This window comes from Mycobacterium sp. (genome assembly GCF_019247615.1).
Taxonomy (GTDB): Bacteria; Actinomycetota; Actinomycetes; order Mycobacteriales; family Mycobacteriaceae; genus Mycobacterium.
In genome coordinates, this window is record NZ_JAFBAT010000031.1 from 1 (window position 1) to 22544 (window position 22544).

21 protein-coding genes are annotated in these 22544 nt (G+C 68.1%); 11 read left to right on the forward strand and 10 right to left on the reverse strand.

The window, feature by feature from the left end; genetic code table 11:
- Positions 1-803, reverse strand: an 803-nt coding sequence (locus tag JO059_RS02160) for a PE family protein (RefSeq protein ID WP_293314418.1), incomplete at its 3' end; no start/stop codon positions are given.
- A 267-nt stretch (positions 804-1070) separates the two neighbouring features.
- Here JO059_RS02160 and JO059_RS02165 point away from each other — a divergent pair.
- Positions 1071-4178 (forward strand): type I polyketide synthase, encoded by a 3108-nt coding sequence (locus tag JO059_RS02165; RefSeq protein WP_293314420.1) that lies wholly within the window; start codon positions 1071-1073, stop codon positions 4176-4178.
- 96 nt (positions 4179-4274) lie between these two features.
- Positions 4275-5336, forward strand: coding sequence for a type III polyketide synthase (locus JO059_RS02170; RefSeq protein WP_293314422.1), 1062 nt, complete (start codon positions 4275-4277; stop codon positions 5334-5336).
- Here the strand turns inward: JO059_RS02170 and JO059_RS02175 are convergent.
- The 5 genes from JO059_RS02175 to JO059_RS02195 all read right to left on the reverse strand — a co-directional run bounded on the left by JO059_RS02175 (position 5319) and on the right by JO059_RS02195 (position 10919).
- On the reverse strand, positions 5319-6602 hold the full coding sequence (locus JO059_RS02175; protein WP_293314449.1) for a cytochrome P450: 1284 nt from the start codon (positions 6600-6602) through the stop codon (positions 5319-5321). The genes JO059_RS02170 and JO059_RS02175 overlap by 18 nt on opposite strands.
- A gap of 8 nt (positions 6603-6610) precedes the next feature.
- Positions 6611-7363 (reverse strand): SGNH/GDSL hydrolase family protein, encoded by a 753-nt coding sequence (locus JO059_RS02180; protein WP_293314423.1) that lies wholly within the window; start codon positions 7361-7363, stop codon positions 6611-6613.
- Between the two features lie 7 nt (positions 7364-7370).
- The gene (locus JO059_RS02185) at positions 7371-9143 is read right to left on the reverse strand and encodes an ABC-F family ATP-binding cassette domain-containing protein (protein ID WP_293314425.1); all 1773 of its coding nucleotides are present in this window, start codon (positions 9141-9143) and stop codon (positions 7371-7373) included.
- 141 nt (positions 9144-9284) lie between these two features.
- Positions 9285-10313 carry an SDR family oxidoreductase gene (locus JO059_RS02190; RefSeq protein ID WP_293314427.1) on the reverse strand — a complete coding sequence of 343 codons (1029 nt, stop codon included), beginning with the start codon at positions 10311-10313 and terminating at the stop codon, positions 9285-9287.
- Positions 10314-10646: 333 nt separating this feature from the next.
- Positions 10647-10919: a DUF2510 domain-containing protein gene (locus JO059_RS02195; protein ID WP_293314429.1), complete on the reverse strand. Its 273-nt coding sequence runs from the start codon at positions 10917-10919 to the stop codon at positions 10647-10649.
- Between the two features lie 156 nt (positions 10920-11075).
- On the opposite strand from JO059_RS02195, the gene JO059_RS02200 reads away from it, so the two are divergent.
- Both JO059_RS02200 and JO059_RS02205 read left to right on the forward strand, forming a co-directional pair.
- Entirely contained in the window at positions 11076-14060 is a 2985-nt protein-coding gene (locus JO059_RS02200) for an acyl-CoA synthetase (protein ID WP_293314430.1), read from the forward strand.
- A complete protein-coding gene (locus tag JO059_RS02205; protein ID WP_293314432.1) occupies positions 14053-14277 on the forward strand; it encodes a Trm112 family protein in 225 nt (74 codons plus the stop codon). The genes JO059_RS02200 and JO059_RS02205 overlap by 8 nt, the downstream gene beginning before the upstream one ends.
- Here JO059_RS02205 and JO059_RS02210 read toward each other — a convergent pair.
- From JO059_RS02210 to JO059_RS02220, 3 genes are all read right to left on the reverse strand, one after another.
- Positions 14243-14860, reverse strand: coding sequence for a TetR family transcriptional regulator (locus tag JO059_RS02210; protein ID WP_293314451.1), 618 nt, complete (start codon positions 14858-14860; stop codon positions 14243-14245). The genes JO059_RS02205 and JO059_RS02210 overlap by 35 nt on opposite strands.
- Before the next feature lie 91 nt (positions 14861-14951).
- Positions 14952-15770, reverse strand: coding sequence for an ABC transporter permease (locus JO059_RS02215; RefSeq protein WP_293314434.1), 819 nt, complete (start codon positions 15768-15770; stop codon positions 14952-14954).
- Positions 15704-16468, reverse strand: coding sequence for an ABC transporter ATP-binding protein (locus tag JO059_RS02220; RefSeq protein ID WP_293314436.1), 765 nt, complete (start codon positions 16466-16468; stop codon positions 15704-15706). The genes JO059_RS02215 and JO059_RS02220 overlap by 67 nt, the downstream gene beginning before the upstream one ends.
- 133 nt (positions 16469-16601) lie before the next feature.
- Here JO059_RS02220 and JO059_RS02225 point away from each other — a divergent pair, with 133 nt between their 5' ends.
- Positions 16602-17213: a DNA-3-methyladenine glycosylase gene (locus JO059_RS02225; RefSeq protein WP_293314438.1), complete on the forward strand. Its 612-nt coding sequence runs from the start codon at positions 16602-16604 to the stop codon at positions 17211-17213.
- Positions 17214-17264: 51 nt separating this feature from the next.
- On the opposite strand, the gene JO059_RS02230 is transcribed toward JO059_RS02225, so the two are convergent.
- Positions 17265-18206, reverse strand: coding sequence for a bile acid:sodium symporter family protein (locus tag JO059_RS02230; protein WP_366516140.1), 942 nt, complete (start codon positions 18204-18206; stop codon positions 17265-17267).
- A gap of 65 nt (positions 18207-18271) precedes the next feature.
- Here JO059_RS02230 and tyrS point away from each other — a divergent pair, with 65 nt between their 5' ends.
- The 6 genes from tyrS to JO059_RS02260 form a co-directional block, all read left to right on the forward strand.
- Entirely contained in the window at positions 18272-19558 is a 1287-nt protein-coding gene (gene tyrS / locus JO059_RS02235; RefSeq protein ID WP_293314440.1) for a tyrosine--tRNA ligase, read from the forward strand.
- A gap of 107 nt (positions 19559-19665) precedes the next feature.
- Positions 19666-19980, forward strand: coding sequence for a DUF732 domain-containing protein (locus JO059_RS02240; protein WP_293314455.1), 315 nt, complete (start codon positions 19666-19668; stop codon positions 19978-19980).
- Between the two features lie 19 nt (positions 19981-19999).
- Positions 20000-20788 (forward strand): tetratricopeptide repeat protein, encoded by a 789-nt coding sequence (locus tag JO059_RS02245; protein ID WP_293314442.1) that lies wholly within the window; start codon positions 20000-20002, stop codon positions 20786-20788.
- Positions 20785-21792, forward strand: a complete 1008-nt coding sequence (locus JO059_RS02250) for an HAD-IIA family hydrolase (protein ID WP_293314444.1) — start codon at positions 20785-20787, stop codon at positions 21790-21792. The genes JO059_RS02245 and JO059_RS02250 overlap by 4 nt, the downstream gene beginning before the upstream one ends.
- 23 nt (positions 21793-21815) lie before the next feature.
- Positions 21816-21989: a hypothetical protein gene (locus JO059_RS02255; RefSeq protein WP_293314446.1), complete on the forward strand. Its 174-nt coding sequence runs from the start codon at positions 21816-21818 to the stop codon at positions 21987-21989.
- A gap of 8 nt (positions 21990-21997) precedes the next feature.
- On the forward strand, positions 21998-22544 hold a 547-nt coding region (locus JO059_RS02260; RefSeq protein ID WP_293314448.1), incomplete at its 3' end, for a TlyA family RNA methyltransferase.

The following is a 22544-nucleotide window of genomic DNA, read 5'->3' on the forward strand; positions in this document are numbered from 1 at the left end:
CCTTTACCACCGATAGTTCCGTCCCCGCCGGCCCCACTGTTGTTGCCAAACACGCCGGCGGCACCAAGGGTGCCGACCCCGCCGGCTCCGCCGGCTCCGCCGACACCGCCGACACCCGTCGGCGAGAACAACTGCCTGTTTGCGCCGCCGGCGCCGCCATTACCACCGGTCCCGCCGGCCCCGCCGACGCCACCTGCTCCACCGGCACCGCCGGCACCGCCACCGATGAAGGCATTGACGCCGCCGGCACCGCCGTGACCACCGGTCCCGCCACTAGGGCCGCCGGTCCCGCCGGCCCCGCCTTCACCGCCTTGGCCCCACAGAAGGCCTGCCGCCCCGCCGGCCCCACCCGCACCGCCAGCGCCGCTGCCGGTGCCCGGCGTTCCGGAGCCGCCATTGCCGCCGTTGCCGATCAGCCACCCACCGGGGCCCCCTGCCTGCCCAGAGCCCGGCGCCCCATTGGCGCCATTGCCGACCAGCGGACGGCCCGTCACGCCCTTCCATGGCGAAAACACCGCAAGACTGGACAACTCTTGCAATGGCGACATGTTGGCCGCCTCGGCGGCCGAATAGGCACCGCCGGCCCCGCTCAATGCCTGCACGAACTCTGAGTGAAACGCCGCCACACGCGCGCTGACCGCCTGAAATTCCCGGGCATGCGCGCCGAACAGCTGGGCGATAGCCGTCGACACCTCATCCTGGGCGGCAGTCAACACCTCGGTAGTGGGAGCCGCGGCCGTCGCATGGGCAGCTACCAGCGCCGAACCGATTCCTTTCAAATCCGCTGTCGCGGCCGAAAGCATGTCGAGCGACAGGTCTACGAAGGAGGTGATGCGGCCGCTCCTTCGCCTTTGAAGGTTTTTGCTTCGATCCCCGGAACTTTCGGGCGCTTGGAGCAAACCGGCATCGCTGGTTCATCGTATGGGGTATCGAAGCAATGTTTGCCGTATCTTAGACGTTTGCTTAATAGGCCCTAACGGGTGTGGGTGCACAGTGTTGTGTGGCCAAAATGGCGTGCCGGTTTCGCCAGGAAAGCGGTCGTGCTAGACCTCGGTGATGTGGAGCATGGCGTGCGACCGGCAGACGTAGCCATCATCGGCCTCGCCTGTAGGTTTCCTTCCGCCGCCCACCCAGGAGAATTCTGGCGTGTCGTCCGTGACGGACGCGAGGTCACCGAGCCACCCGGCGACCACATCGAGACACGCAAACCCCGACAAGCGCTGCCGGACGCGATTGCCGAGTTCGACGCCGCCTTCTTCGACGTCTCTCCCCGCGAGGCCCGCGCGATGGACCCTCGCCAGCGACTCGCGCTGGAACTGACCTGGGAACTGCTCGAAGACGCGTTCGTGCTGCCGCAGACATTGCGCGGACAACGGGTCGCCGTCTACGTCGGCGCGATGAACGACGACTACGCCGTCTTGACGCTGGAAGAGAAACTCGACCACCACTCATTTGCCGGAATCAGCCGGGCAATGATCGCAAACAGGATTTCGTACAACTTCGGACTAACCGGTCCGAGTTTGACCGTCGACTCCGGCCAATCGTCGTCGCTGGTGGCCGTGCACCTAGCGTGCGAGAGCCTCCGCGCTGGCGAATCGACGTTGGCCATAGCCGGCGGCGTCCACCTGAACCTGGCAAGCGAAACCGCATTGCTGGAAAGAGAGTTCGGTGCGGTGTCGCCGTCCGGTCACACCTACGCCTTCGACCGACGCGCCGACGGCTACGTGCGAAGCGAAGGTGCGGGCCTCGTGCTTCTGAAGCCGCTGCGTGCCGCCCGCGACGACGGTGACCGCGTCCGCGCGGTCATCAGCGGCAGCGCGGTGGGCAATTCCGGACAGACGACCGCCGCGCCGACTGCGCCGTCAGTCGCCGGAGAGGTCGACGTCATCCGACGGGCACTGGCTAGGGCCGGACTCCGCGCTGACCAGCTGCAGTATGTCGAGGCCCACGGCACGGCCACCGCGGCCGGTGATCCGGTGGAGGCGACGGCGCTGGGGGAGGTGTTCGGCGAGCACAAAAGCCGCCCGGTGCGTGTGGGTTCGGTCAAGACCAACATCGGCCACTCGGGCGCCGCCGCCGGGATCGCGGGTTTGCTGAAGACCGTGCTGGCCATCGAGAACGCGGTCATTCCGCCGAGCCTCAACTACGCCGGGCCCCGTCCCGATATCGACCCGGAAGCCCTGGGGCTGCGGGTCAATACCGCGCTGACGGCCTGGCCGAACGACGAGGCACCGCGGCGGGCGGGGGTGTCGTCGTTCGGAATGGGCGGGACCAACGCGCATGTGATCGTTGAAGAACCGCCTGCCCAACCGGAAAGCTCTGTGGCAGAAGCCGATACAGCGCCCACCGCATGGGTGCTGTCGGCCAAGTCGGAACGAGCGTTGACCAGCCAGGCCGCACGCCTACGCGCATACATGACCGACGATCCGGGGCCACAGCTCCGCGACATCGCGTGGTCGCTGGCCACGACGCGCACGGTGTTTGAGCAGCGGGCCGTGCTGGTGGGCACGAACCCCGACGCCTTGATGGCCGGGTTGGCTGATGTGGCTTCCGGAAAGCGGGGTCCGGACACCATCGTCGGCCGCGCACGCCCGGTGGGCAATACGGCGTTTGTGTTTCCCGGCCAGGGCGCGCAGTGGCCCGGGATGGGTGCTCGGTTGTACGGCCGATTCCCGGTATTTGCAACGGCTTTCGCGGAAGCAGCCGACGCGTTGGACGACCACCTCCGGCTACCGCTGCGCGACGTGATGTGGGGCACCAACACAAACCTTTTAGATAACACCGAGTTCGCTCAACCGGCCCTGTTCGCGCTCGAGGTGGCGTTGACCGCTCTGCTGCAACACTTCGGCATCATGCCCGACGTGGTGTTGGGTCATTCGGTGGGCGAACTCGCGGCGGCCCATATCGCCGGGGTCTTATCGCTTCCCGATGCGGCCAAGGTGGTTGCGGCGCGGGGCCGGTTAATGGCGGCGCTCCCCGCCGGAGGAGCCATGGTGGCGGTGGCAGCCGACGAGGCCGAGGTGGCCCCGCTGCTGACCGACGGGGTGACGATCGCTGCGCTCAACGGACCAGACGCGGTGGTGATCTCGGGTGCCGAGGCTCGAGTCGAGGACGTCGCGGACGGCTTGGCCCGCCGGGGCAAGCGGGTGCATCGTTTGGCGGTTTCGCATGCGTTTCACTCATCACTCATGGAGCCGATGGTCGACGATTTCGCTCAGCTGCTCGCCGACGTGTCACCGCAAATGCCACGAATCACGGTGATTTCAAATGTTTCCGGTGAAGCAGCAGCGGGCGGATACGGCTCGCCCGAATACTGGATTGAGCACTTGCGCCGTCCAGTGCGATTCGCCGATGGGGTGCGTGCGGCCGAATCGTTAGGAACCGGAATGTTTGTCGAAGTGGGCCCCGGCGCCGGCCTCGGCGCCGCGGTGGAGCAATCGCTGGCGACCCAGGGGCCGATATCGGTCACTACCATGGACAAAGATCGCCCTGAAGTAGACGCGTTGCTCACCGCGGTCGCAAACCTCTTCGTCAACGGCGCGACGATCAACTGGGGTGCGGTCTTACCGCCCGGCGGGCGGGTTTCGCTCCCAACCTATGGCTTTGTGCGACAGCGCTTCTGGGTGGGCGAAAACGCGCAGCCGAAGACCACCGCCGCCACCGGCCCAACACATTCAGTCGAACGGCTAACGCAACTCGCGCCCGATGAGCAGCATCGTCAGCTGCTCGAGTTGGTATGCCGGCACTCGACGACCGTCTTGGGGCATGCGGACAGCCACGCAATAGATCCCGAACGTGCCTTTCAAGATCTCGGATTCGACTCATTGACCGGAATCGAACTGCGCAACCGACTCAAAGCCGAGACGGGACTGGCATTGTCGCGCACGCTGATCTTCGACTACCCAACACCGACGGCGCTGGCCGGCCATCTCCTTCGAGTGCTCAGCAATCACCACCCGCTCGCCGATGACGAGGACATCTGGTCGACGCTGAGAAAGATCCCGCTGCAAGAACTTCGGAGAACCGGAATGCTCGACAAACTACTGGTACTGGCGCGTGGCTCCGAAAAGTCGCATATGGAAACGGTCACCGACGACATCATTGACTCCCTGAGCCCCGACGCGCTGATCGCCATGGCACTGAAGTCCGAGGAGGACGACAGCGACGACGTTGAGTGACATGTGTTGAATAGGAGCGTCTTTGCGCGCCCTGACACGACCACTTAAGATTTGAGGCCTGGGGGAGTCCTCGCAGTCACCTAAGAGGGTACGGGCATGAGCGTTATCGCAGGTGTGGTCGGGGCTTTGCCCCCGCACCGTTACAGCCAAAGCGAGATCACGGACCAATTTGTCGACTTTCCCGGTCTCAAGGGACACGAGGAAATCGTTCGGCGCCTACACGCGGCGGCCAAGGTCAACAGTCGTCACTTCGTGTTGCCATTGGAGCGCTACCCGTCGCTGACCGACTTCGGGGAGGCCAACGAGATCTTCATCGAAAGCGCCGTGGATCTCGGCTGCCAAGCCCTGACGGGCGCTCTCGAGGAGGCGGGGCTGGTACCCCAAGACGTCGACTTGATCGTCACCACCACCGTGACCGGGGTTGCGGTGCCTTCGCTGGATGCCCGGATTGTCGGGCGTCTGGGCCTGCGTCCGGATGTGCGCCGCGCGCCGCTGTTCGGCTTGGGGTGCGTGGCCGGGGCTGCCGGGGTGGCTCGGCTGCACGACTACCTGCGCGGGGCTCCCGACGACGTCGCGGTCCTGATTTCGGTCGAGCTTTGCTCGCTGACCTATCCGGCGGTCAAGCCGACGGTGTCGGGACTGGTCGGAAGCGCGCTGTTCGGCGACGGAGCGGCCGCCGTGGTGGCCGTCGGCGAACGTCGCGCCCAGAAGCTCGACGCCAGTGGTCCCGACATCCTCGATTCGCGCAGCCGGTTGTATCCGGAGTCGCTGCACATCATGGGCTGGAACGTCAGCTCCGCGGGACTGCAGCTGGTGCTGTCCCCAGAGCTGACAAGCGTTATCGACCGGTACCTGGCCGACGACGTCAACGGCTTCCTCGCCACCCACGGGCTGACCAAGGACGACATCGGCGCATGGGTGAGCCACCCCGGCGGTCCCAAAGTCATCGACGCGATCACCAAGACCCTCGAGCTTCCCCCCGACGCGCTCGAATTGACCTGGCGCTCACTGGGGGAGATCGCCAACCTCTCGTCTGCCTCGGTGCTGCATATCCTGCGCGACACCATCGCCAAGCCGCCGCCCAGCGGAAGCCCCGGTCTGATGCTTGCGATGGGCCCCGGATTTTGCTCCGAGCTGGTCCTACTGCGCTGGCACTGAGCCGGTGACCTCGACCATCAGGCCCGGCGACGGGGACAGCGCGGCCAGGTTGCGGGCGCGGATGCGCTGAGCGCACAACCGCAGCGTGGTCCGGGCGAGCAGCCGGGCCAGCATGACGGTCATCTCGGTGGTGGCCATACCCGACCCGATGCAGCGATGCAGGCCCCCGCTGAACGGAATGAATTCATGTGGTGCCGGCTTGCGGTAGTCCGGCGCGGCAGCGTCCCAGCGCGACGGCCGGAACGCCAGGGGTTCCGGCCATATTTCGGGCAGCCGGTGCGTGACGTACGCGCTGAAGATCAGCAACCGGCCCGCGCGAATGCGATGCCCGTCGAACGACAGGTCCCGCATCACCCTGCGCGCGGACACCACGCCGGGCGGACACAGCCGAAGCGTCTCGTGAACGACGCCGTTGAGGTAGGTCAGCGCACCCAGGTCGCTCGCCGTGAGCGTTCGGCCGCCCAGGGCCCTACGCACTTCGTCTGCGGCGGTGTCCCACGCACCCGGCACCGAGAGCAACCCATAGATCGCCCACGCCAGTGCGCCGCTGGTGGTCTCGTAACCGGCGGCGACAAGGGAAATGATCTGATCGCGAATCTCGTTGTCGCTCAAAACATATCCCTCGTCGCCGCGGCCATTGATCAGCGTGGTCAACATGTGGTCGTCGGGTCGGGGCTCGGCGCGTGCCTCCGCGATCGCGGCGTCGACGAGGTCATAGATGCGTTGGCGGGCGGACATCGCGCGTCGCCAAGCCGGCGAGTTGATCCGCCGGTGCAGCGCAACCAACGGCGGCAGCTGGTGGGTCAGGTCCAGCAGCGGCTGCAACTGCTCGCCCATAAAGTCCGAATGAGCCGCCAGGCGCCGGCCGAAGAGGCTTTCGGCGGTGCTGCGCCGGACCGCGGAGCGGCACTGTCGATAGATGTCCAGCCGCTGACCGGGGCGCCACCCGTCGATGACCGTGTCAATGTTGGCGACCATGGTCGCCACGTAGTCCTGGACCTTCCCATGCCGCAGCCCCGGTGCGACGACGCTGCGCCGGCGCCGGTGATCGTCGCCGTCGCTGACGATCAGCGAGGTCGGCCCGTCCACCAGGGCCAGGTTCTGAAACGTCTCCCGCCAGCTGAACGCGTCGGCATTGGCGAACACGAACCTGTTGGCCTCGGGCCCCAGCAGGTAGGTGTAGCCGTGCCGGCCGATTCCGTAACCGAACACCGGGCCCCGCCGCCGGTACAGCGCGAGCATCGCCTCGCCGGGCGGGTAGCGCACCAACGCAGTCATGACGCTTCCGGAGAGTCGAGGAACCCCTGCACCGCCTCCACCAGGATCAACCCGCCGCGGGTATTGAGATGAATCCCGTCGATGTGGAACTGCCAACCGTTGATCCGGGCGATTTCGTCGAAGCTGCGCCGCAAAATCATCTCCCGGACCAGATAGTCGCGGTAGAAGGACGGAAAGGAGAACCGGGTGAAGGGCTTCGTGGCCTGCGAGCGCTCCAGCTCATCCCGAAAAGCTTCGTAGAAGGCAATGTAGTCCGCCCCCTCACGCGCCGAAACGTCCCGGATGACGTCGCGATAGGTGGCATACAGCTCATTGAGCCGGGACTGAACGGGATCCTGCGAATGCGGGTCTTCTCCCACGGGCGCAAGGGAACTCAGCGCGATCCTGGCATCGGTCTCGCGTCGCAACCTTTGCGCGATGCCGGTCAGGTTTTCGGCGAATCGCTCCGCGGTGGGTTCGATGCGCAGTCCCTTCCACAGCCGAGCCATCCTGCGAAAGTTGGGGAAGACATTGGCGAGAATGTCGTTGGCGCCGATCAGGACGATCACCCGGTCGGGTCGTGAGGCGGCTACCCGCCCCACGCGCCGGACGGTGTTGAACGACAGGTCGCCGCCGACCCCGAAGTTGGTGAACCGAAACCGGCGGTTTTGCGGTCGGCTCTCCAACTCGGCGATCCACGGATAGGTTCCCTTGGACACGGTCGTGCTCGAGCCGACGCACGCCACCGTTTCGATCGGGGCCGAATGCACGGTCTAATTATTCGAGCACCTCCGACAGCTCCAACCAGCGGGCTTCCGCAGCCGTCACCGCGCCCTCGAGGTCACGCAACTCCCGGGTCAGCCGAGTCAAGGCGATGTGGTCGGACTGGTCGTGCTCGGCGAGTTCCTGGTGCTTGGCCGCGATCCGCTCGGCGAGGCGCGAGAGCTGGCGGTCCGTGGCCGCCAATTCCTTTTCGGCGGCGCGTCGCTCGGCACCGGACATCGCCTGCGGCTTGGCGGCGTCAACGCGTGGTCGAACCGCGGTCTCCGAATCGGCAACCAAACGCAGATACTCGTCGATGCCGCCGGGCAGGTGCCGCAGCCGGGCGCCGAGAATCGCGTACTGCTGATCGGTGACCCGTTCGAGCAGATATCGGTCGTGCGACACCACGATCAGGGTGCCCGCCCAGGAGTCGAGCAAATCTTCTGTGGCGGTGAGCATTTCGGTATCAACATCGTTGGTGGGCTCGTCAAGCAGCAGCACGTTGGGCTCCGATAACAGCGTGAGCATCAGCTGCAGGCGCCGGCGCTGGCCGCCGGAGAGGTCGCCGACGCGGGCGGATAGCTGGCCGCGCGCGAACCCGAGTCGCTCCAGCAGCTGGGCGGGCGTCACGTCCCGGCCGTCGACCTGATAGCCGGCCCGCAACCCGCCCAGCAGGTCGGCGATCCGGTCACCGGCGACCGCCGCGAGGTCCTCGCCACGCTGGTCGAGCACCGCCAGCCGAACGGTCTTGCCGCGCTTGACACGTCCGGAATCCGGCGTGACGGTGCCGGCGATCAAGCCCAGCAGCGTCGACTTCCCGGCGCCGTTGGCCCCGAGGATGCCGGTGCGTTCGCCCGGCGCTATCCGCCATTCGATGTCGCGCAGCACCGGGCGGCCGTCAAATGCGACCGACACATCGAGCAGGTCGACCACGTCCTTGCCGAGCCGGGCGGTCGCCAGCTTGGCCAGTTCGACCGTGTTTCGCAGCGGTGGCACGTCGGCGATCAGCTGGTTGGCGGCGTCGATCCGGAACTTGGGCTTGGACGTTCGCGCCGGGGGGCCCCGGCGCAGCCAGGCCAGCTCCTTGCGCATCAGGTTCTGCCGCTTGGCCTCGGCGGCGACGGCCAGCCGGTCCCGTTCCACGCGCTGCAGCACGTAGGCCGCGTAACCCCCCTCGAACGGCTCGACCATCCCGTCGTGCACCTCCCACGTCGAGGTGGCGACCTCGTCGAGAAACCAGCGGTCGTGGGTGACCAGCAGCAAGCCGCCGCTGTTGCGCGCCCAGCGCTCACGAAGGTGGCCGGCCAGCCACGTGATGCCCTGGATGTCGAGGTGGTTGGTCGGCTCGTCGAGTCCGATCACGTCCCATTCGCCGACCAGCAGCGCCGCCAGTTGCACGCGGCGGCGCTGTCCGCCGCTGAGCGTGGCGACCCTTGCGTGCCAATCGATGTCGGACACCAGCCCGCCAACCACGTCGCGCACCCGGGGGTCACCCGCCCACTGGTGCTCGGGCTGGTCCCCGACCAGTGTCCAGCCCACCGTGTGGTCCGGGTTCAACGTGTCCGCCTGGCTCAGCGCGCCGACGCGCAGCCCGCTGCGCCGGGTGATTCGGCCGGAATCGGGCCGCACGTGACCGGTCAGGAGGCCCAACAGGCTGGATTTGCCGTCGCCGTTTCGCCCCACGATGCCGATGCGTGCGCCCTCGTTGACGCCGACCGTCACCGACTCGAACACCATCTGCGTCGGGTATTCCAGGCGCACCGCCTCGGCTCCCAGTAAGTGGGCCACCGGGCAATTATTCGAGAGTCAGCAGCGCATGGTCGCCGTGGGTGCGCTTGTCGGGCGAGGCCGAGCCCGCCACGGCGTCCGGGAAGCGGGCGGCGAGGTCGCGCAGCTTCATGTCGGTGTCCTCGCGCCGCACCTACTCGGTCATCGGGACCGTCGGCGGGCCGCCACCGCTCCCAGCGCACCCACTCCAATGCCGACAGCGCCGGCGCCGCCGATCACCGGATGCCTGGACAACCATGCCTCCGGACTATGGGCATGCGACTGCTCGCCGAACTCGCCGCGGGCGCCGTGGTCGGTACCCGGCTCCTGGTCGACGGGTTCCCAAAGGTTATGCGGCCGTTGACCATTCGATCCGCCGACGCGCTCGTCCGTCTGCTGAGACCGGTAGCCGGTGCGCGCCAGGTACCGGTCCAGCAAAGGCGCAACGAACTTTTGCGCGATGAGCGTGACCGCGGTGCTGCCGCCGACCCAGTACTGCTTGCGCTCGGGATGGTCGGCGGCATAGACGACGCCGCGGGCCGCCACTTCCGGCTGGTAGATCGGTGGCACCGGCCGCGGATGCCGCGGCAGGCGGGATAGCACCCAGGAGAACTGCGGGGTGTTGACGGCGGGCATCTGCACGATCGTGATCCGCACCTTGGAGCCCTCGTGTAGCAATTCGCAGCGTACCGATTCGGTGAAGCCGTTGACGGCGTGTTTGGCACCGCAGTAGGCCGACTGCAGCGGAATCGAGCGCTCGCTGAGTGCCGAGCCGACCTGCACGACGGTGCCGCGATCGCGCGGCCGCATCTTCGACAGCGCCGCCATGGTGCCGTGCACGTACCCCAGATAGGTCACCTCGGTCACCCGTTTGAACTCTTCCGGCGTGATCTCCCACAACGGCGCGAACACAGACGCGAACGCGACGTTGACCCACGTGTCAATGGGCCCGAAGGCGTCTTCGACCTCGTCGGCGGCGGCTGCGACGGCCGAATAATCGGCCACATCGGTCGGGATGGCCAGTGCATTGCCGCCGCCTGCTTCGACGTCGCGGGCCGCGCCCTTCAGCCCGGCGGCGCCGCGGGCGAGCAGGGCGACGTTCGCGCCGCGCTGCCCGAACAACTGAGCGGTCGCGCGGCCGATGCCTGCGCTGGCTCCGGTGATCACCACCGTCTCTGGTGTCGGTGTCATCGCACAACTGCCTTTCGTCCGATCCCGCAATCAGTCATGGTGGGCGGCGTCCTCGGCAGGCGTGGCCGTGCATTCGAGCAGCAGGGCGTGGGCGAAGTTAACCGTTTTCGCCGTCGGCTGATCAGCGAATGACTTTCTGCTGGTGTACATCCCGTCGACGAGAGGGTGGGGAATGACCGGCCAATGGGCCGGCCGCCTTGACGGAATCAGCGCCCCGGGCGAAAGGCCGCAACGCCTGGCAGCCGGCGGGCGTCCGCCCCACTGGGCGACGGCGGCGACAAGCCACCGCCATTCTGGCGACAGGCAGGGGCGTATGGCCCAGGCCGCGGTCACTCAAACACGGGGCTGAGTCTGCGCGGTCCACACCCGACCGTCGAAATAACGCATTTTGTTGGACTCTTGCTGGTCGGGGTACCAGCCGGGCGCCAGACCGTTGACGGCAACCGGCTGTTGTTGTACCACCGGTTGTTGCTGCACCACCGGTTGGTCGACGACGGTCCGTTCTGCTCTCGGCCTCGACATCGCGCGCACTACGGCGATGATCACCGCGACAATGGCGATGAGCACCAAAATCCAGATAAGCGAGTTCACAGCGCTGGTAATCATGAGCCCTGCACCTTCTCATCGGCGGTTCCAGTGCACCTCTCATACCCTCACCACTCGTCGCCGAAACTTGCCGCCGGAGCCGCAAAACGCCTGACCAGAACCGTTGGGCGCGGCGATGTGCCATGATGTCCACGCTGTCGAGAACAGGGAGCAGCGGTGGATCTCAATCTTTCGTTGATCACGCGACCGGTCGGGCGCCTGGTCGCCACGGCGCAGAACGGTCTGGAGGTCTTGCGGCTGGGCGGCCTGGAAACCGAGAGCGTCCCGTCGCCCTCCCAGATCGTGGAGAGCGTGCCGATGTACAAGTTGCGACGGTACTTTCCCCCCGCTAACCGGCCAGGGCAGCCGCCGGCGGGCCCGCCGGTGCTGATGGTGCACCCGATGATGATGTCGGCGGACATGTGGGACGTCACCCGGCAGGACGGGGCGGTGGGCATCTTGCACGCCAGCGGGCTGGATCCGTGGGTCATCGACTTCGGCTCGCCCGACAAGGTCGAGGGCGGTATGCGCCGCAATCTCGCCGACCACATCGTCGCCCTCAGTCAGGCGATCGACACGGTCAAGGACACGACCGGCCAAGATGTCCACCTGGTCGGTTATTCGCAGGGCGGGATGTGGTGCTATCAGGTGGCGGCGTATCGGCGTTCAAAGAACGTCGCCAGCATCGTGGCGTTCGGTTCCCCGGTGGACACATTGGCCGCGCTGCCCATGGGCTTGCCGCCGAACCTCGCTCCGGCCATGGCCGACTTCATGGCCGATCATGTCTTCAACCGCTTGAGTATCCCAAGCTGGATGGCGCGCATAGGTTTTCAGATGATGGATCCCCTGAAAACCGCCAAGGCGCGGGTCGACTTCGTCCGTCAGTTGCACGACCGGGAGGCGCTGCTGCCGCGCGAACAGCAGCGCAGGTTCCTCGAGTCCGAGGGCTGGATCGCCTGGTCAGGTCCGGCGATCTCCGAGCTGCTCAAGCAGTTCATCGCGCACAACCGCATGATGACCGGCGGTTTCGCCATCAACGGTCAGCTGGTGACCCTCACCGATATCAGCTGCCCGGTCCTGGCGTTCGTCGGCGAGGTCGACGATATCGGACAGCCCGCGGCTGTGCGCGGCATCCGGAGAGCGGCGCCGAACGCCGAGGTGTACGAGTGCCTCATCCGCACAGGACATTTCGGCCTGGTCGTGGGTTCGCGGGCGGCCCGTCAGAGTTGGCCCACCGTCGCCTCATGGGTCCAGTGGTTGTCCACCGGCGGCGACAAGCCGAAAGGCATCGACCTGATGGCCGATCAGCCGATCGAGCACACCGACAGCGGTGTCGCGTTCAGCTCCCGGCTCGCGCACGGCATCGGGGAGGTCTCCGAGGCGGCCCTGGGAATGGTGCGCGGCGCGGCCAACACGGCCGTCGCGGCCAACAAATCCATGCGGACCCTGGCCGTGGAGACGGTCCGTACGTTGCCGCGTCTGGTCCGGCTGGGGCAGATCAACGATCACACCAGGATTTCGCTGGGCCGCATCATCGACGAGCAGGCGCGTGACGCCCCGCAAGGCGAGTTCCTGTTGTTCGACGGGCGCGTGCACACCTACGAGGCCGTCAACCGGCGCATCAACAACGTCGTTCGCGGGCTGATCGAAGTCGGGGTGCGGCAGGGCGACCGCGTCGGCGTCTTGATGGAGACCCGCCCCAGCGCGCTGGTCGCCATCGCCGCGCTGTCGCGGCTCGGGGCGGTCGCGGTCGTGATGCGGCCCGACGCCGACCTGGCCGCGTCGGTCCGGCTCGGGGGAATAACCGAGATCATGACCGACCCCACCAACCTCGACGCGGCGCGGCAGCTGCCGGGGCCGGTCTTGGTGCTCGGCGGCGGCGAGACGCGGGATCTGCATCTGCCCAAGGAAGCCGTGGAGCAGAACCACGTCATCGACATGGAGCAGATCGACCCGGACGCCGTCCAGCTGCCCGCGTGGTACCGGCCCAACCCCGGGCTGGCGCGCGATCTGGCGTTCATCGCGTTCAGCGCGGCCGGCGGCGAGCTGGTGGCCAAGCAGATCACCAACTACCGGTGGGCGGTGTCCGCCTTCGGCACCGCATCGACGGCCGTCCTCGATCGCCGCGACACCCTGTATTGCCTGACCCCGCTGCACCACGAATCCGCGTTGCTGGTCAGCCTCGGCGGCGCCGTCGTCGGCGGCACCCGCATCGCGCTGTCCCGTGGCCTGCAGCCCGACCGGTTCGTGAAGGAGGTGCGGCAGTACGGCGTCACCGTCGTGTCGTACACCTGGGCCATGCTGCGCGACGTCGTCGACGATCCCGCCTTCGTGCTCCAGGGCAACCATCCGGTTCGACTGTTCATCGGTTCGGGCATGCCGACCGGATTGTGGCAGCGGGTTCTCGACGCCTTCGCGCCGGCTCGCGTCGTCGAGTTCTTCGCCACGACGGACGGACAAGCGGTGCTGGCCAACGTGTCCGGAGCCAAGATCGGCAGCAAGGGGCGCCCGCTGCCGGGGGTGGGGCGGGTCGAATTGGGCGCCTACGACACCGAGCACGATCTGATCCTCGAGAACGACCGGGGATTCGTGCAGGTGGCCGAGACCAATCAGGTCGGCGTCCTTCTCGCCGCCTCCAACGGGCCTATCGATCCAACCGCGTCGGTCAAGCGGGGCGTCTTCGCTCCCGCCGACACCTGGATTTCGACGGAGTACCTGTTCTACCGCGATTCCGACGGGGACTACTGGCTGGCGGGCAGGCGCGGCTCGGTGGTCCACACCGCCCGCGGACCGGTGTATGCCGAGCCGGTCACCGACGCGCTGAGCTGCGTCAACGGAGTGGACCTCGCGGTGACCTACAACGTCCCGGTCGGTGACCGGCAGGTGGCGGTGTCAGCGGTGACGCTGCTGCCCGGTGCCACCATCACCGCCGCCGACCTGACCGAAGCCGTCGCCAACCTCGCCATCGGAGTCGGGCCCGGCATCGTGCACGTGTGCCCGCGGATGACGCTGAGCGCCACGTATCGTCCGACGGTCAGCGCCCTGCGAGCCGCCGGGATACCCAAGCCGGGACGCCAGGCGTGGTACTTCGACCCGGCAAGCAACGAATTCCACCGGCTGACACCCGGCGTTCGGTCACAGCTGAGCGGCGCCGATGCTTGACGATTCGCTGCTGAGCATTCTCGTGTGCCCCGCCGACCGGGGGCCGTTGGTCCTCGTGGACCCCGGCGATGGGGAGCTGCTGTACAACCCCCGGCTGCGGCGCGCCTACCGCATCGACGACGGCATCCCGGTGCTGCTGATCGACGAGGCCCGCGACGTCGACGACGACGAGCATGCCCGGCTCATGGCGCGAGCGCGTCCGGCAGATCCCCGGTGAGGTAGCGCTGCAGATTGGGCGCGATGGTGCGCGCGATCTGGTCGGCCGGTAGCGACGCGAACGGCTCCAATTGCAGGATGTAGCGCGCCATCACCACGCCCACCAATTGCGATGCCACGAACTGGATCCGGATGAGCCCGCTGCCCGGCGGATCGTCGACCCGCGAACCCACCTCGACGGCGATCACGTCCTGGATGAAGGTGCGGAAAAGGTTGACCTCCGTGCCGGCCACGATCGCCCGCACCGTGGCGATAAAACCCGCTCCGATCTCGGAGTCCCAGAGCGGCAGCAACATTGACGGCAGGGTGTAGCCCAGTTCCTCGATCGGCACCTCGCGCAGCGGGCCGATGACGTCCATCGGGTCGATCGGGATGTGCACGGCCGCGGCGAACAGCTTCTCCTTGGTGCCGAAGTAGTGGTGCACCAGCGCCGAGTCCACGCCGGCGGCCGCGGCCACCGCCCGTATCGACGTATTGCCAATACCGTTGCGGGCGAACAGGTCTCGGGCGCTGGCCAGGATCCGCTCTCGGGTGTCGGAGCCGCCGGCCGGCCGCCCGGGTCGCCTGCGCCCGGCGCTTGGGATCGCCGTCACGCTAGGCGGTCTCCGTGGCGACCCGTCCCCCGGCTCCGCGGGGGTACCCCCAGCGCCGGCTTCGCCGCGCTTGCGATCGCCACTAGGCGGTCCGCCGCCGCAGCGTCGCCGCGGCCAGGCACAGCGCCGCCAACGCGGAACCCGCGACGACGATCATGTCGCGCACCGCGACCCCGGTCAGTTCGGTGTGTGAATTGACCTGTTGCAGTGCTTCCAGCGCGTAGCTGGCCGGCATGACGTTGCTGATCCATTGCAGCCAGTCTGGCATCAGCGCCCGCGGGACGATGATGCCGGCCAGCAGCAGTTGCGGCACCATCACCAGCGGGATGAACTGCACGGCCTGAAACTCGGTGCGGGCGAACGCGCTACACAACAGGCCGAGTCCGACGCCCAGAACCGCGTTGACGATCGCGATCACGAACACCCACACCCAGCTGCCTTTGGTGTCGAAACCGAGGAACCAGAAGGCCACGGTGCAAGCCACCGTCGCTTGCACCGCCGCGGCGATCGAGAACGCGGTGCCGTAGGCGATCAACAGATCGAGGCGGCGCAGGGGAGTGGTCAGGATCCGCTCCAGCGTCCCCGAGGACCGTTCCCGCTGCATGGTGATCGCCGTGATGATGAACATCACGAACAGCGGGAAGAGGCCGAGCAGGATCAAGCAGGCGTTGTTGAACGGGGACGGCGTGCCGGGCAGGTGCCGAGCGTTGTGAAACATGAAGTACATCAACGTGATCACCAAGACCGGAACGACGAGGATCATCGCGACGCTGCGGTGATCGGCGGCCAGCTGACGCAGGATCCGCGTCGTGGTCGCCGCGTAGCCCCTGAGCCCTAACTCGCCTGGAGCTTCGTGCTGCGCTTGATGATGGAGAGAAACGCGTCCTCCAGTGACGGACATCCGGTCTCCTCACGTAGTCGGGTCGGGGTGGTGTGCGCAACGAGGTGGCCCTCACGCATCAGCAGCAGGTCGCCGCAGTGGTCGGCCTCGTCCATCACGTGGCTGGACACCAGGAGGGTGGTGCCGCCCCGGGCGAGCTTGGTGAATTGCTCCCAAAGATCAACCCGCAGAACGGGATCCAGGCCGACCGTCGGTTCGTCGAGCACCAGCAGCTCGGGCCGGCAGACCAGCGCGCACGCCAGCGACGCCCGGGTGCGCTGACCGCCGGATAGGTTGCCGCAGAAAGCGGTTCGATGGTCAGTCAACCCGACCCGCTCGATGGCGGCGTCGGCGGCGCGGTTGTCGAAGCCATACAGCGCGGCGAAGTAGCGGACGTTGTCGACGATCCGCAGGTCGTCGTAGAGCGTCGCGTCCTGCGGCATGTATCCGATGCGGCGGCGCAGCGCCGCGCTTCCGGCCGGCCGGCCGAGCACCGTGACGGTGCCCGACTGTACGACCTGCGTGCCGACGATGCACCGCATCAGCGTCGTCTTGCCGCACCCGGACGGCCCGAGCAGGCCCGTGATGGTGCCGCGGGCAATCTTTACCGAGAGGTCATGCAGCACTGGCCGTTTGAAGCGGACCACCCGCAGGTGGTCGATGCTCACAGCGGGTTCGTGGCCCCGGGCCAGTAATTCATCACTCGATGAACTCATCATGTGATGAATATGCGCCGCAGGTTGAGGATTGTCAAGACTTCGGCCGAACCGCCCGATGGCCACCAGGCCGGCGCCCCTTCGCCTCGCGGCAACCGGGATACTGTCATGGCGGCGGTGTCGATAGGTTCGGTGGGTGGTTGCCGAAGAACTGCTGGTCGACCCCGTTGCGGCCGCGCACCGACTGCTTGGCGCCACGCTCACCAGCCGTGGGGTGCGGGCCATCGTGGTCGAGGTCGAGGCCTACGGCGGTGTCCCCGATGGTCCCTGGCCGGACGCAGCGGCCCACTCGTATCGCGGCCTGTCCGGCCGCAACGCCGTGATGTTCGGCCCGCCGGGGCGGCTCTACACCTACCGCAGCCACGGAATCCACGTGTGCGCCAACGTCTCTTGCGGGCCCGACGGGACCGCCGCGGCCGTCCTGCTGCGCGCCGCCGCCGTCGAGGAAGGAACCGACGTCGCGCGCGCCCGCCGCGGCGAGTTGGTCCGCACCGCGGCGCTGGCGCGCGGGCCGGGCAATCTGTGCTCGGCGTTGGGAATCACCATGGAGGACAACGGGATCGACCTGTTTGATCCCGACGCGCCGGTGACCCTGGAACTGAACGCCGCGCTGACCGCCACGTCGGGCCCCCGCGTCGGGGTCAGCCAGGCCGCCGACCGGCCGTGGCGACTGTGGCTCGCCGGCCGCCCCGAGGTGTCGGCGTACCGGCGCAGCCCGAGGGCACCCGCGCCTGGAACGAGCGACTAGTGGCCATCGCAAGCGCGGCGTAGCCGGGCGCGGCGGGTGGCCACCATCGGACTAGACGACGGCGGGCGCGATGACGCGAAAGGCGGGGTCGACCCGGCGCGCGAGGAAAACGAAAGCCACGGCCAACAGGGGCGCGACGGAGCTGTACACCGCCGCCGGCGTGGCCATGACGGCGCTGTTCAGCAGTTGCGGGCTCAGCGCGATGCCCATCGCCACGACGGCGTTGTGCATGCCGACCTCCAGGCTGACCGCGATGGCCTGCCGCGGAGCCAGCCGCATCAGGCGTGGCGCCAGGTAGCCGACCGTTAGGCTCACCGCGCAGAAGGCCACGACGGCCCCGCTCAGCAGACCGATGTTGTGCCAGAGCGTCGTGCGTCCCTCGGCGATGGCGGCGACGATGGCGAGCACCAGCAGCGTGATCGCCGCGATTCGAACCGGCTTCTGCAGCCGCCGGGCCAGCTCGGGGAAGCGATGGCGGATGGCGACCCCGATCGCGATGGGAATCAGCACCAGGCCGATCACCGTGAGGAACTTGCCCAGTTGCAGCGGGAGGAACCGGCCTTCGCCGAGGAACCACGTCATCGATACCGCCAGGATCGCGGGCAGCGCGACGATCGACAGCACGGCGTTGATTGCGGTCAGGGTGAGATTTAGCGCGAGATCGCCGTTGAACAGATGGCTCAGCAGGTTCGCCATCGTCCCGCCGGGGGTCGCGGACATCAGCATCAGCCCGACCGCCAGATGGGGTTCGAGGTGGAAGACCTCGGCGATCACCAGGCACAGGGTCGGCAGCAGCAGCGACTGACAGATGAGCGCAACCGCGAGCGGTTTGCGCAGTGTGGCGGCCCGCTTGAAGTCGGCGACGGTGAGCGTGAGTCCGAGGGCGAGCATGATGATCGCGACGACCAACGGCCAGTATCGGTTGTCCATGACGCTCCGCGTTGTCGGTGCGCGTACGGGGAAAGGCGATGGCGCGACGATGCGCCGCGTAATTAGCTTGCCTTATATAGCCGCGCATCGGCGAATCGTGGCCGCCGCAGCGACTAAAGTCGTGCGCGATGTCTTCCGGGATCCTCGACGAGCTGGGCTGGCGCGGGCTGATCGCCCAGTCCACCGACCTCGATGCGCTGGCGGCCGAAGCGCAGCGGGGGCCGATGACGGTCTACGCCGGCTTCGACCCGACCGCGCCGAGCCTGCATGCCGGACACCTGGTCCCGCTGCTCGCGCTGCGTCGGTTTCAGCGAGCCGGGCACCGCCCCATCGTCCTGGCCGGCGGCGCCACCGGCATGATCGGCGACCCGCGAGACGTCGGTGAGCGCACCCTCAACGAGGCCGACACCGTCGCAGAATGGACCGATCGCATCCGCGGACAGCTGGAACGCTTCGTGGACTTCTCGGATTCTGCGGCCTCACCGACCGGCGCGATCGTCGAGAACAACCTCGAGTGGACCAGCGCCATGTCGACCATCGAGTTCCTGCGAGATGTCGGCAAGCACTTCTCGGTCAACGTGATGCTGGACCGCGACACCATCCGGCGCCGTCTGGAGGGCGAGGGAATCTCCTACACCGAATTCAGCTACCTGCTGCTGCAGGCCAACGACTACGTCGAACTGCACCGGCGCCACGGCTGCACGCTGCAGATCGGCGGTTCCGACCAGTGGGGAAACATCATCGCCGGTGTCCGCCTGGTGCGCCAGAAGCTCGGCGCCACGGTGCATGCGCTGACGGTCCCGCTGGTGACCTCCGCCGACGGAAGCAAGTTCGGCAAATCCACCGGCGGGGGCAGCCTGTGGCTGGACCCGCAGATGACGAGCCCGTACGCCTGGTATCAGTACTTCGTCAACACGGCCGACGCGGACGTCGTGCGGTACCTGCGCTGGTTCACCTTCCTGTCGGGCGAGGAGGTCGCCGAGTTGGAACAGGCGACCGCCGAGCGCCCCCAGCAACGCGCCGCCCAGCGGCGGCTGGCCCGCGAACTGACGGTCCTCGTGCACGGTGAGGCGGCCACCGAGGCGGTGGAGCACGCGAGCAGGGCGCTCTTCGGGCAGGGCGAGTTGAGCCGGCTGGACGAGGCGACGCTGGCGGCCGCGCTGCGCGAGACCTCCGTCGCCGAGCTCAAGCCGGGCGCTCCCGACGGGATCGTCGACATCCTGGTGGCCAGCGGACTGGCGGAGAGCAAGAAGGCCGCCCGGCGCACGATCGGCGAGGGCGGCGTCTACGTCAATAACGCCCGCATCGAGAACGACGAGTGGACGCCCGGATCCTCGGACTTCCTGCACGGCAGGTGGCTGGTGCTGCGCCGCGGCAAACGCAACATCGCCGGAGTGGAAAGAGTCGACGGCTAGCCGAAAACCGTGACCTCGCCGAGTTGCCGGCGCGATGTCGTCGTGACGGGGCCCGGCCACTGTTGTCTTTCGTGGGCGGTGCGGCGCGGGTCCTGCGGGTGGTGGGAATGAGCGCGGGCGTCGCCGGTTTGACGACAGTGCTGGCGGCGCCGGTCCGGGCCGATCTGCTGGGTGACACATTTCTGCGGGCTCTGACGAATGCCGGCGTGCCGGTCTCGGAGCCGGAGAGCGCGACGGCGCTTGGACGGTCGGTGTGCCCGCTGCTCGTCTCGCCCGGCGGATCCTTCGACTCCGTGATCTCGGCCATGGCCGACGGCAGCGGACTTTCGCACGAAGCGGCCGGCGTGTTCACGATGGTCGCGGTCGCGACGTACTGCCCGGCTGTCATGGCGCCGCTGCTCTCCGACCGCCCGCCGGCCTAGCGCCCGTATCGTTGCCAGAGTGGTCGACGACAGGCAGGGGCATCGTGGTGAACGACGAGAGCGCTCGGCGGCCGGCGGCTGGTCGGGCCCGGGCCGCGCACGTCCCGTCCAGCCGCGCGATGCCGACGGCCACGACATCCCCGGTGCGCCGCCGATACCGCCCGGGGTGGAGGCCAAGCAGCTGGCGCCCGAAATCCGGCGCGAACTGATCACCCTGGACCGGGCCACCGCCGACGCGGTGGCGCGTCACCTGGTCGCCGCCGGAGAGCTGATCGACGAGGATCCGGAAGCCGCGCTCAGCCACGCCCGCGCGGCGCGCGCCCGCGCCAGCAGGCTGGCCGCCATCCGTGAGGCCGTCGGAATCGCCGCCTATCGCTGCGGCGATTGGGGCCAGGCGCTGGCCGAATTGCGCGCTGCGCGCAGGATGGGCAGCAAGTCTCCGTTGCTGGCCCTGATCGCCGATTGCGAACGCGGACTTGGCCGCCCGGAGCGGGCGATCGAACTCGCGCGCGGTCCCGAAGCGGCCGAGCTCAGCGGTGACGACGCCGACGAGCTACGCATCGTGGCGGCCGGCGCGCGCTCCGATCTTGGGCAGCTAGAGCAGGCGCTGACCATCCTTTCCACACCGCAGCTCGACCCCGGCAAGACGGGCTCGACGGCGGCCCGGTTGTTCTACGCGTACGCGGAAACGCTGCTGGCGCTCGGCCGCAAAGACGAGGCGCTGCAATGGTTTCTGCACTCCGCGGTCGCCGACGTCGACGGCGTCACGGACGCCGAAGAGCGCGTCAGCGAGCTGGATCTGAGATGAAAAGCCTTGCACAGGAATATGATTGCCTGTTGATCGACCTGGACGGGACGGTCTTCCGCGGTGCTTCGCCCACCGCCGGCGCGGTGCAGTCACTCGACGACGTGGCGGCCCGCAAGCTGTTCGTCACCAACAACGCCTCCCGCAGCGCCGACCAGGTGGCGTCGCACCTGCGCGACCTCGGCTTCACCGCCACCGGGGCGGACGTCGTCACCAGCGCCCAGAGCGCTGCGCACCTGCTGGCGGCCCAGCTACCGCCGGAATCCCCGGTGCTGATCGTGGGCACCGACGCCCTGGCCGACGAAATCGCCGCCGTCGGGCTGCGCCCCGTGCGCAAGTACGACGACAACCCGGTCGCCGTGGTTCAGGGTCTCTCCACGACCATCGGCTGGCCCGATCTCGCCGAGGCCGCACTGGCCATCCGGGCCGGGGCGCTGTGGGTCGCGGCCAATGTCGACCCCACCCTGCCCACCGAGCGCGGCCTGTTGCCCGGAAACGGATCACTGGTCGCGGCCCTGCGGGCGGCCACGGGCGCCGAACCGCAGGTCGCGGGCAAACCGGCGCCGCAACTCTTCAAGGACGCGGCGGCCCGCGGCAACTTCCGAGCGTCGCTGGTGATCGGCGATCGGTTGGACACCGACATCGAGGGCGCCAACGCCGCCGAGCTGCCCAGCCTGATGGTGCTGACCGGGGTGAACACCGCGCGGGACGCGGTCTACGCCGAACCCGCCCAACGCCCGACCTACATCGGGCAGGATCTGCGCTCACTGCACCAGGACCGCGAGCTGCTCGCCGTGGGGCCGCAGCCGGCGTGGCACGTCGACGTCGCCGACAAGGCGGTGACCGTCAGCGCCGACGGCGCGGACGACGGTGACGGCTTGTCAATCGTGCGCGCGGTCGCCAGCGCCGTATGGGGTCTGCGGGACGGGCGCGGCATGCGGGTCGAGGCCGCCGACGACCGCGCCCGCGAGGCCCTGCAGCGCTGGTCTTTGGTGCACGCCGACTGACTGGTGACTAGCGTAGGAGCCCGATGACTGTCGATCCCGATCAGCTGCGCGCTGAAATTGACGCTCTGGCGGCCCAGTTGCCCGAGCCCGGTACCGAACACGACCTGTCCCTCGCCGAGCTCGAAGAGATCGCGCGCCGCCTTTCGGAGGCGCACGACGTGCTGCTGCGGGCGCTCGAGTCGGCGGAGAAGGGCTGAGAGCGGCGGTGGCACGACGTGCCCGCGTTGACGCCGAGCTGGTCCGCCGCGGGCTCGCGCGATCCCGTCAGCAGGCCGCGGAGTTGATCGGCGCTGGGAAGGTGAGCATCGACGGCATGCCGGCGAGCAAGCCCGGCACGGCGGTGGCCGTCACGGCGGCCCTCACGGTCGTCGGCGAGAGCGAACGCGGCTGGGTGTCGCGCGGCGCGCACAAACTCATCGGGGCCCTCGACACCTTCGGAATCCCGGTGTCCGGTCGCCGCTGCCTGGACGCCGGCGCGTCGACGGGCGGATTCACCGAGGTGCTGCTGGATCGCGGGGCCGCCGAGGTCGTGGCCGCCGACGTGGGCTACGGCCAGTTGGCCTGGTCGCTGCGCGGCGACGCGCGCGTTCGGGTGGTGGAACGGACCAACGTTCGCGACCTGTCGCCCGGGGCGATCGGCGGCCCGGTCGACCTGGTGGTGGCGGATTTGTCATTCATCTCGCTGACCACCGTGTTGCCCGCGCTGATTGGCTGTGCCTGCCGCGGCGCGGATATCGTTCCCATGGTGAAGC

Excerpts from the sequence above, each read along its gene's own strand:
- JO059_RS02190 (WP_293314427.1), bottom strand. The coding sequence starts at position 10,313 with ATGACACCGACACCAGAGACGGTGGTGATCACCGGAGCCAGCGCAGGC.
- JO059_RS02205 (WP_293314432.1), top strand. The coding sequence starts at position 14,053 with ATGCTTGACGATTCGCTGCTGAGCATTCTCGTGTGCCCCGCCGACCGG.
- JO059_RS02215 (WP_293314434.1), bottom strand. The coding sequence starts at position 15,770 with ATGTCCGTCACTGGAGGACGCGTTTCTCTCCATCATCAAGCGCAGCAC.
- JO059_RS02170 (WP_293314422.1), top strand. The coding sequence starts at position 4,275 with ATGAGCGTTATCGCAGGTGTGGTCGGGGCTTTGCCCCCGCACCGTTAC.
- JO059_RS02240 (WP_293314455.1), top strand. The coding sequence starts at position 19,666 with ATGAGCGCGGGCGTCGCCGGTTTGACGACAGTGCTGGCGGCGCCGGTC.
- JO059_RS02255 (WP_293314446.1), top strand. The coding sequence starts at position 21,816 with ATGACTGTCGATCCCGATCAGCTGCGCGCTGAAATTGACGCTCTGGCG.
- JO059_RS02195 (WP_293314429.1), bottom strand. The coding sequence starts at position 10,919 with ATGATTACCAGCGCTGTGAACTCGCTTATCTGGATTTTGGTGCTCATC.
- tyrS (WP_293314440.1), top strand. The coding sequence starts at position 18,272 with ATGTCTTCCGGGATCCTCGACGAGCTGGGCTGGCGCGGGCTGATCGCC.
- JO059_RS02250 (WP_293314444.1), top strand. The coding sequence starts at position 20,785 with ATGAAAAGCCTTGCACAGGAATATGATTGCCTGTTGATCGACCTGGAC.
- JO059_RS02220 (WP_293314436.1), bottom strand. The coding sequence starts at position 16,468 with ATGATGAGTTCATCGAGTGATGAATTACTGGCCCGGGGCCACGAACCC.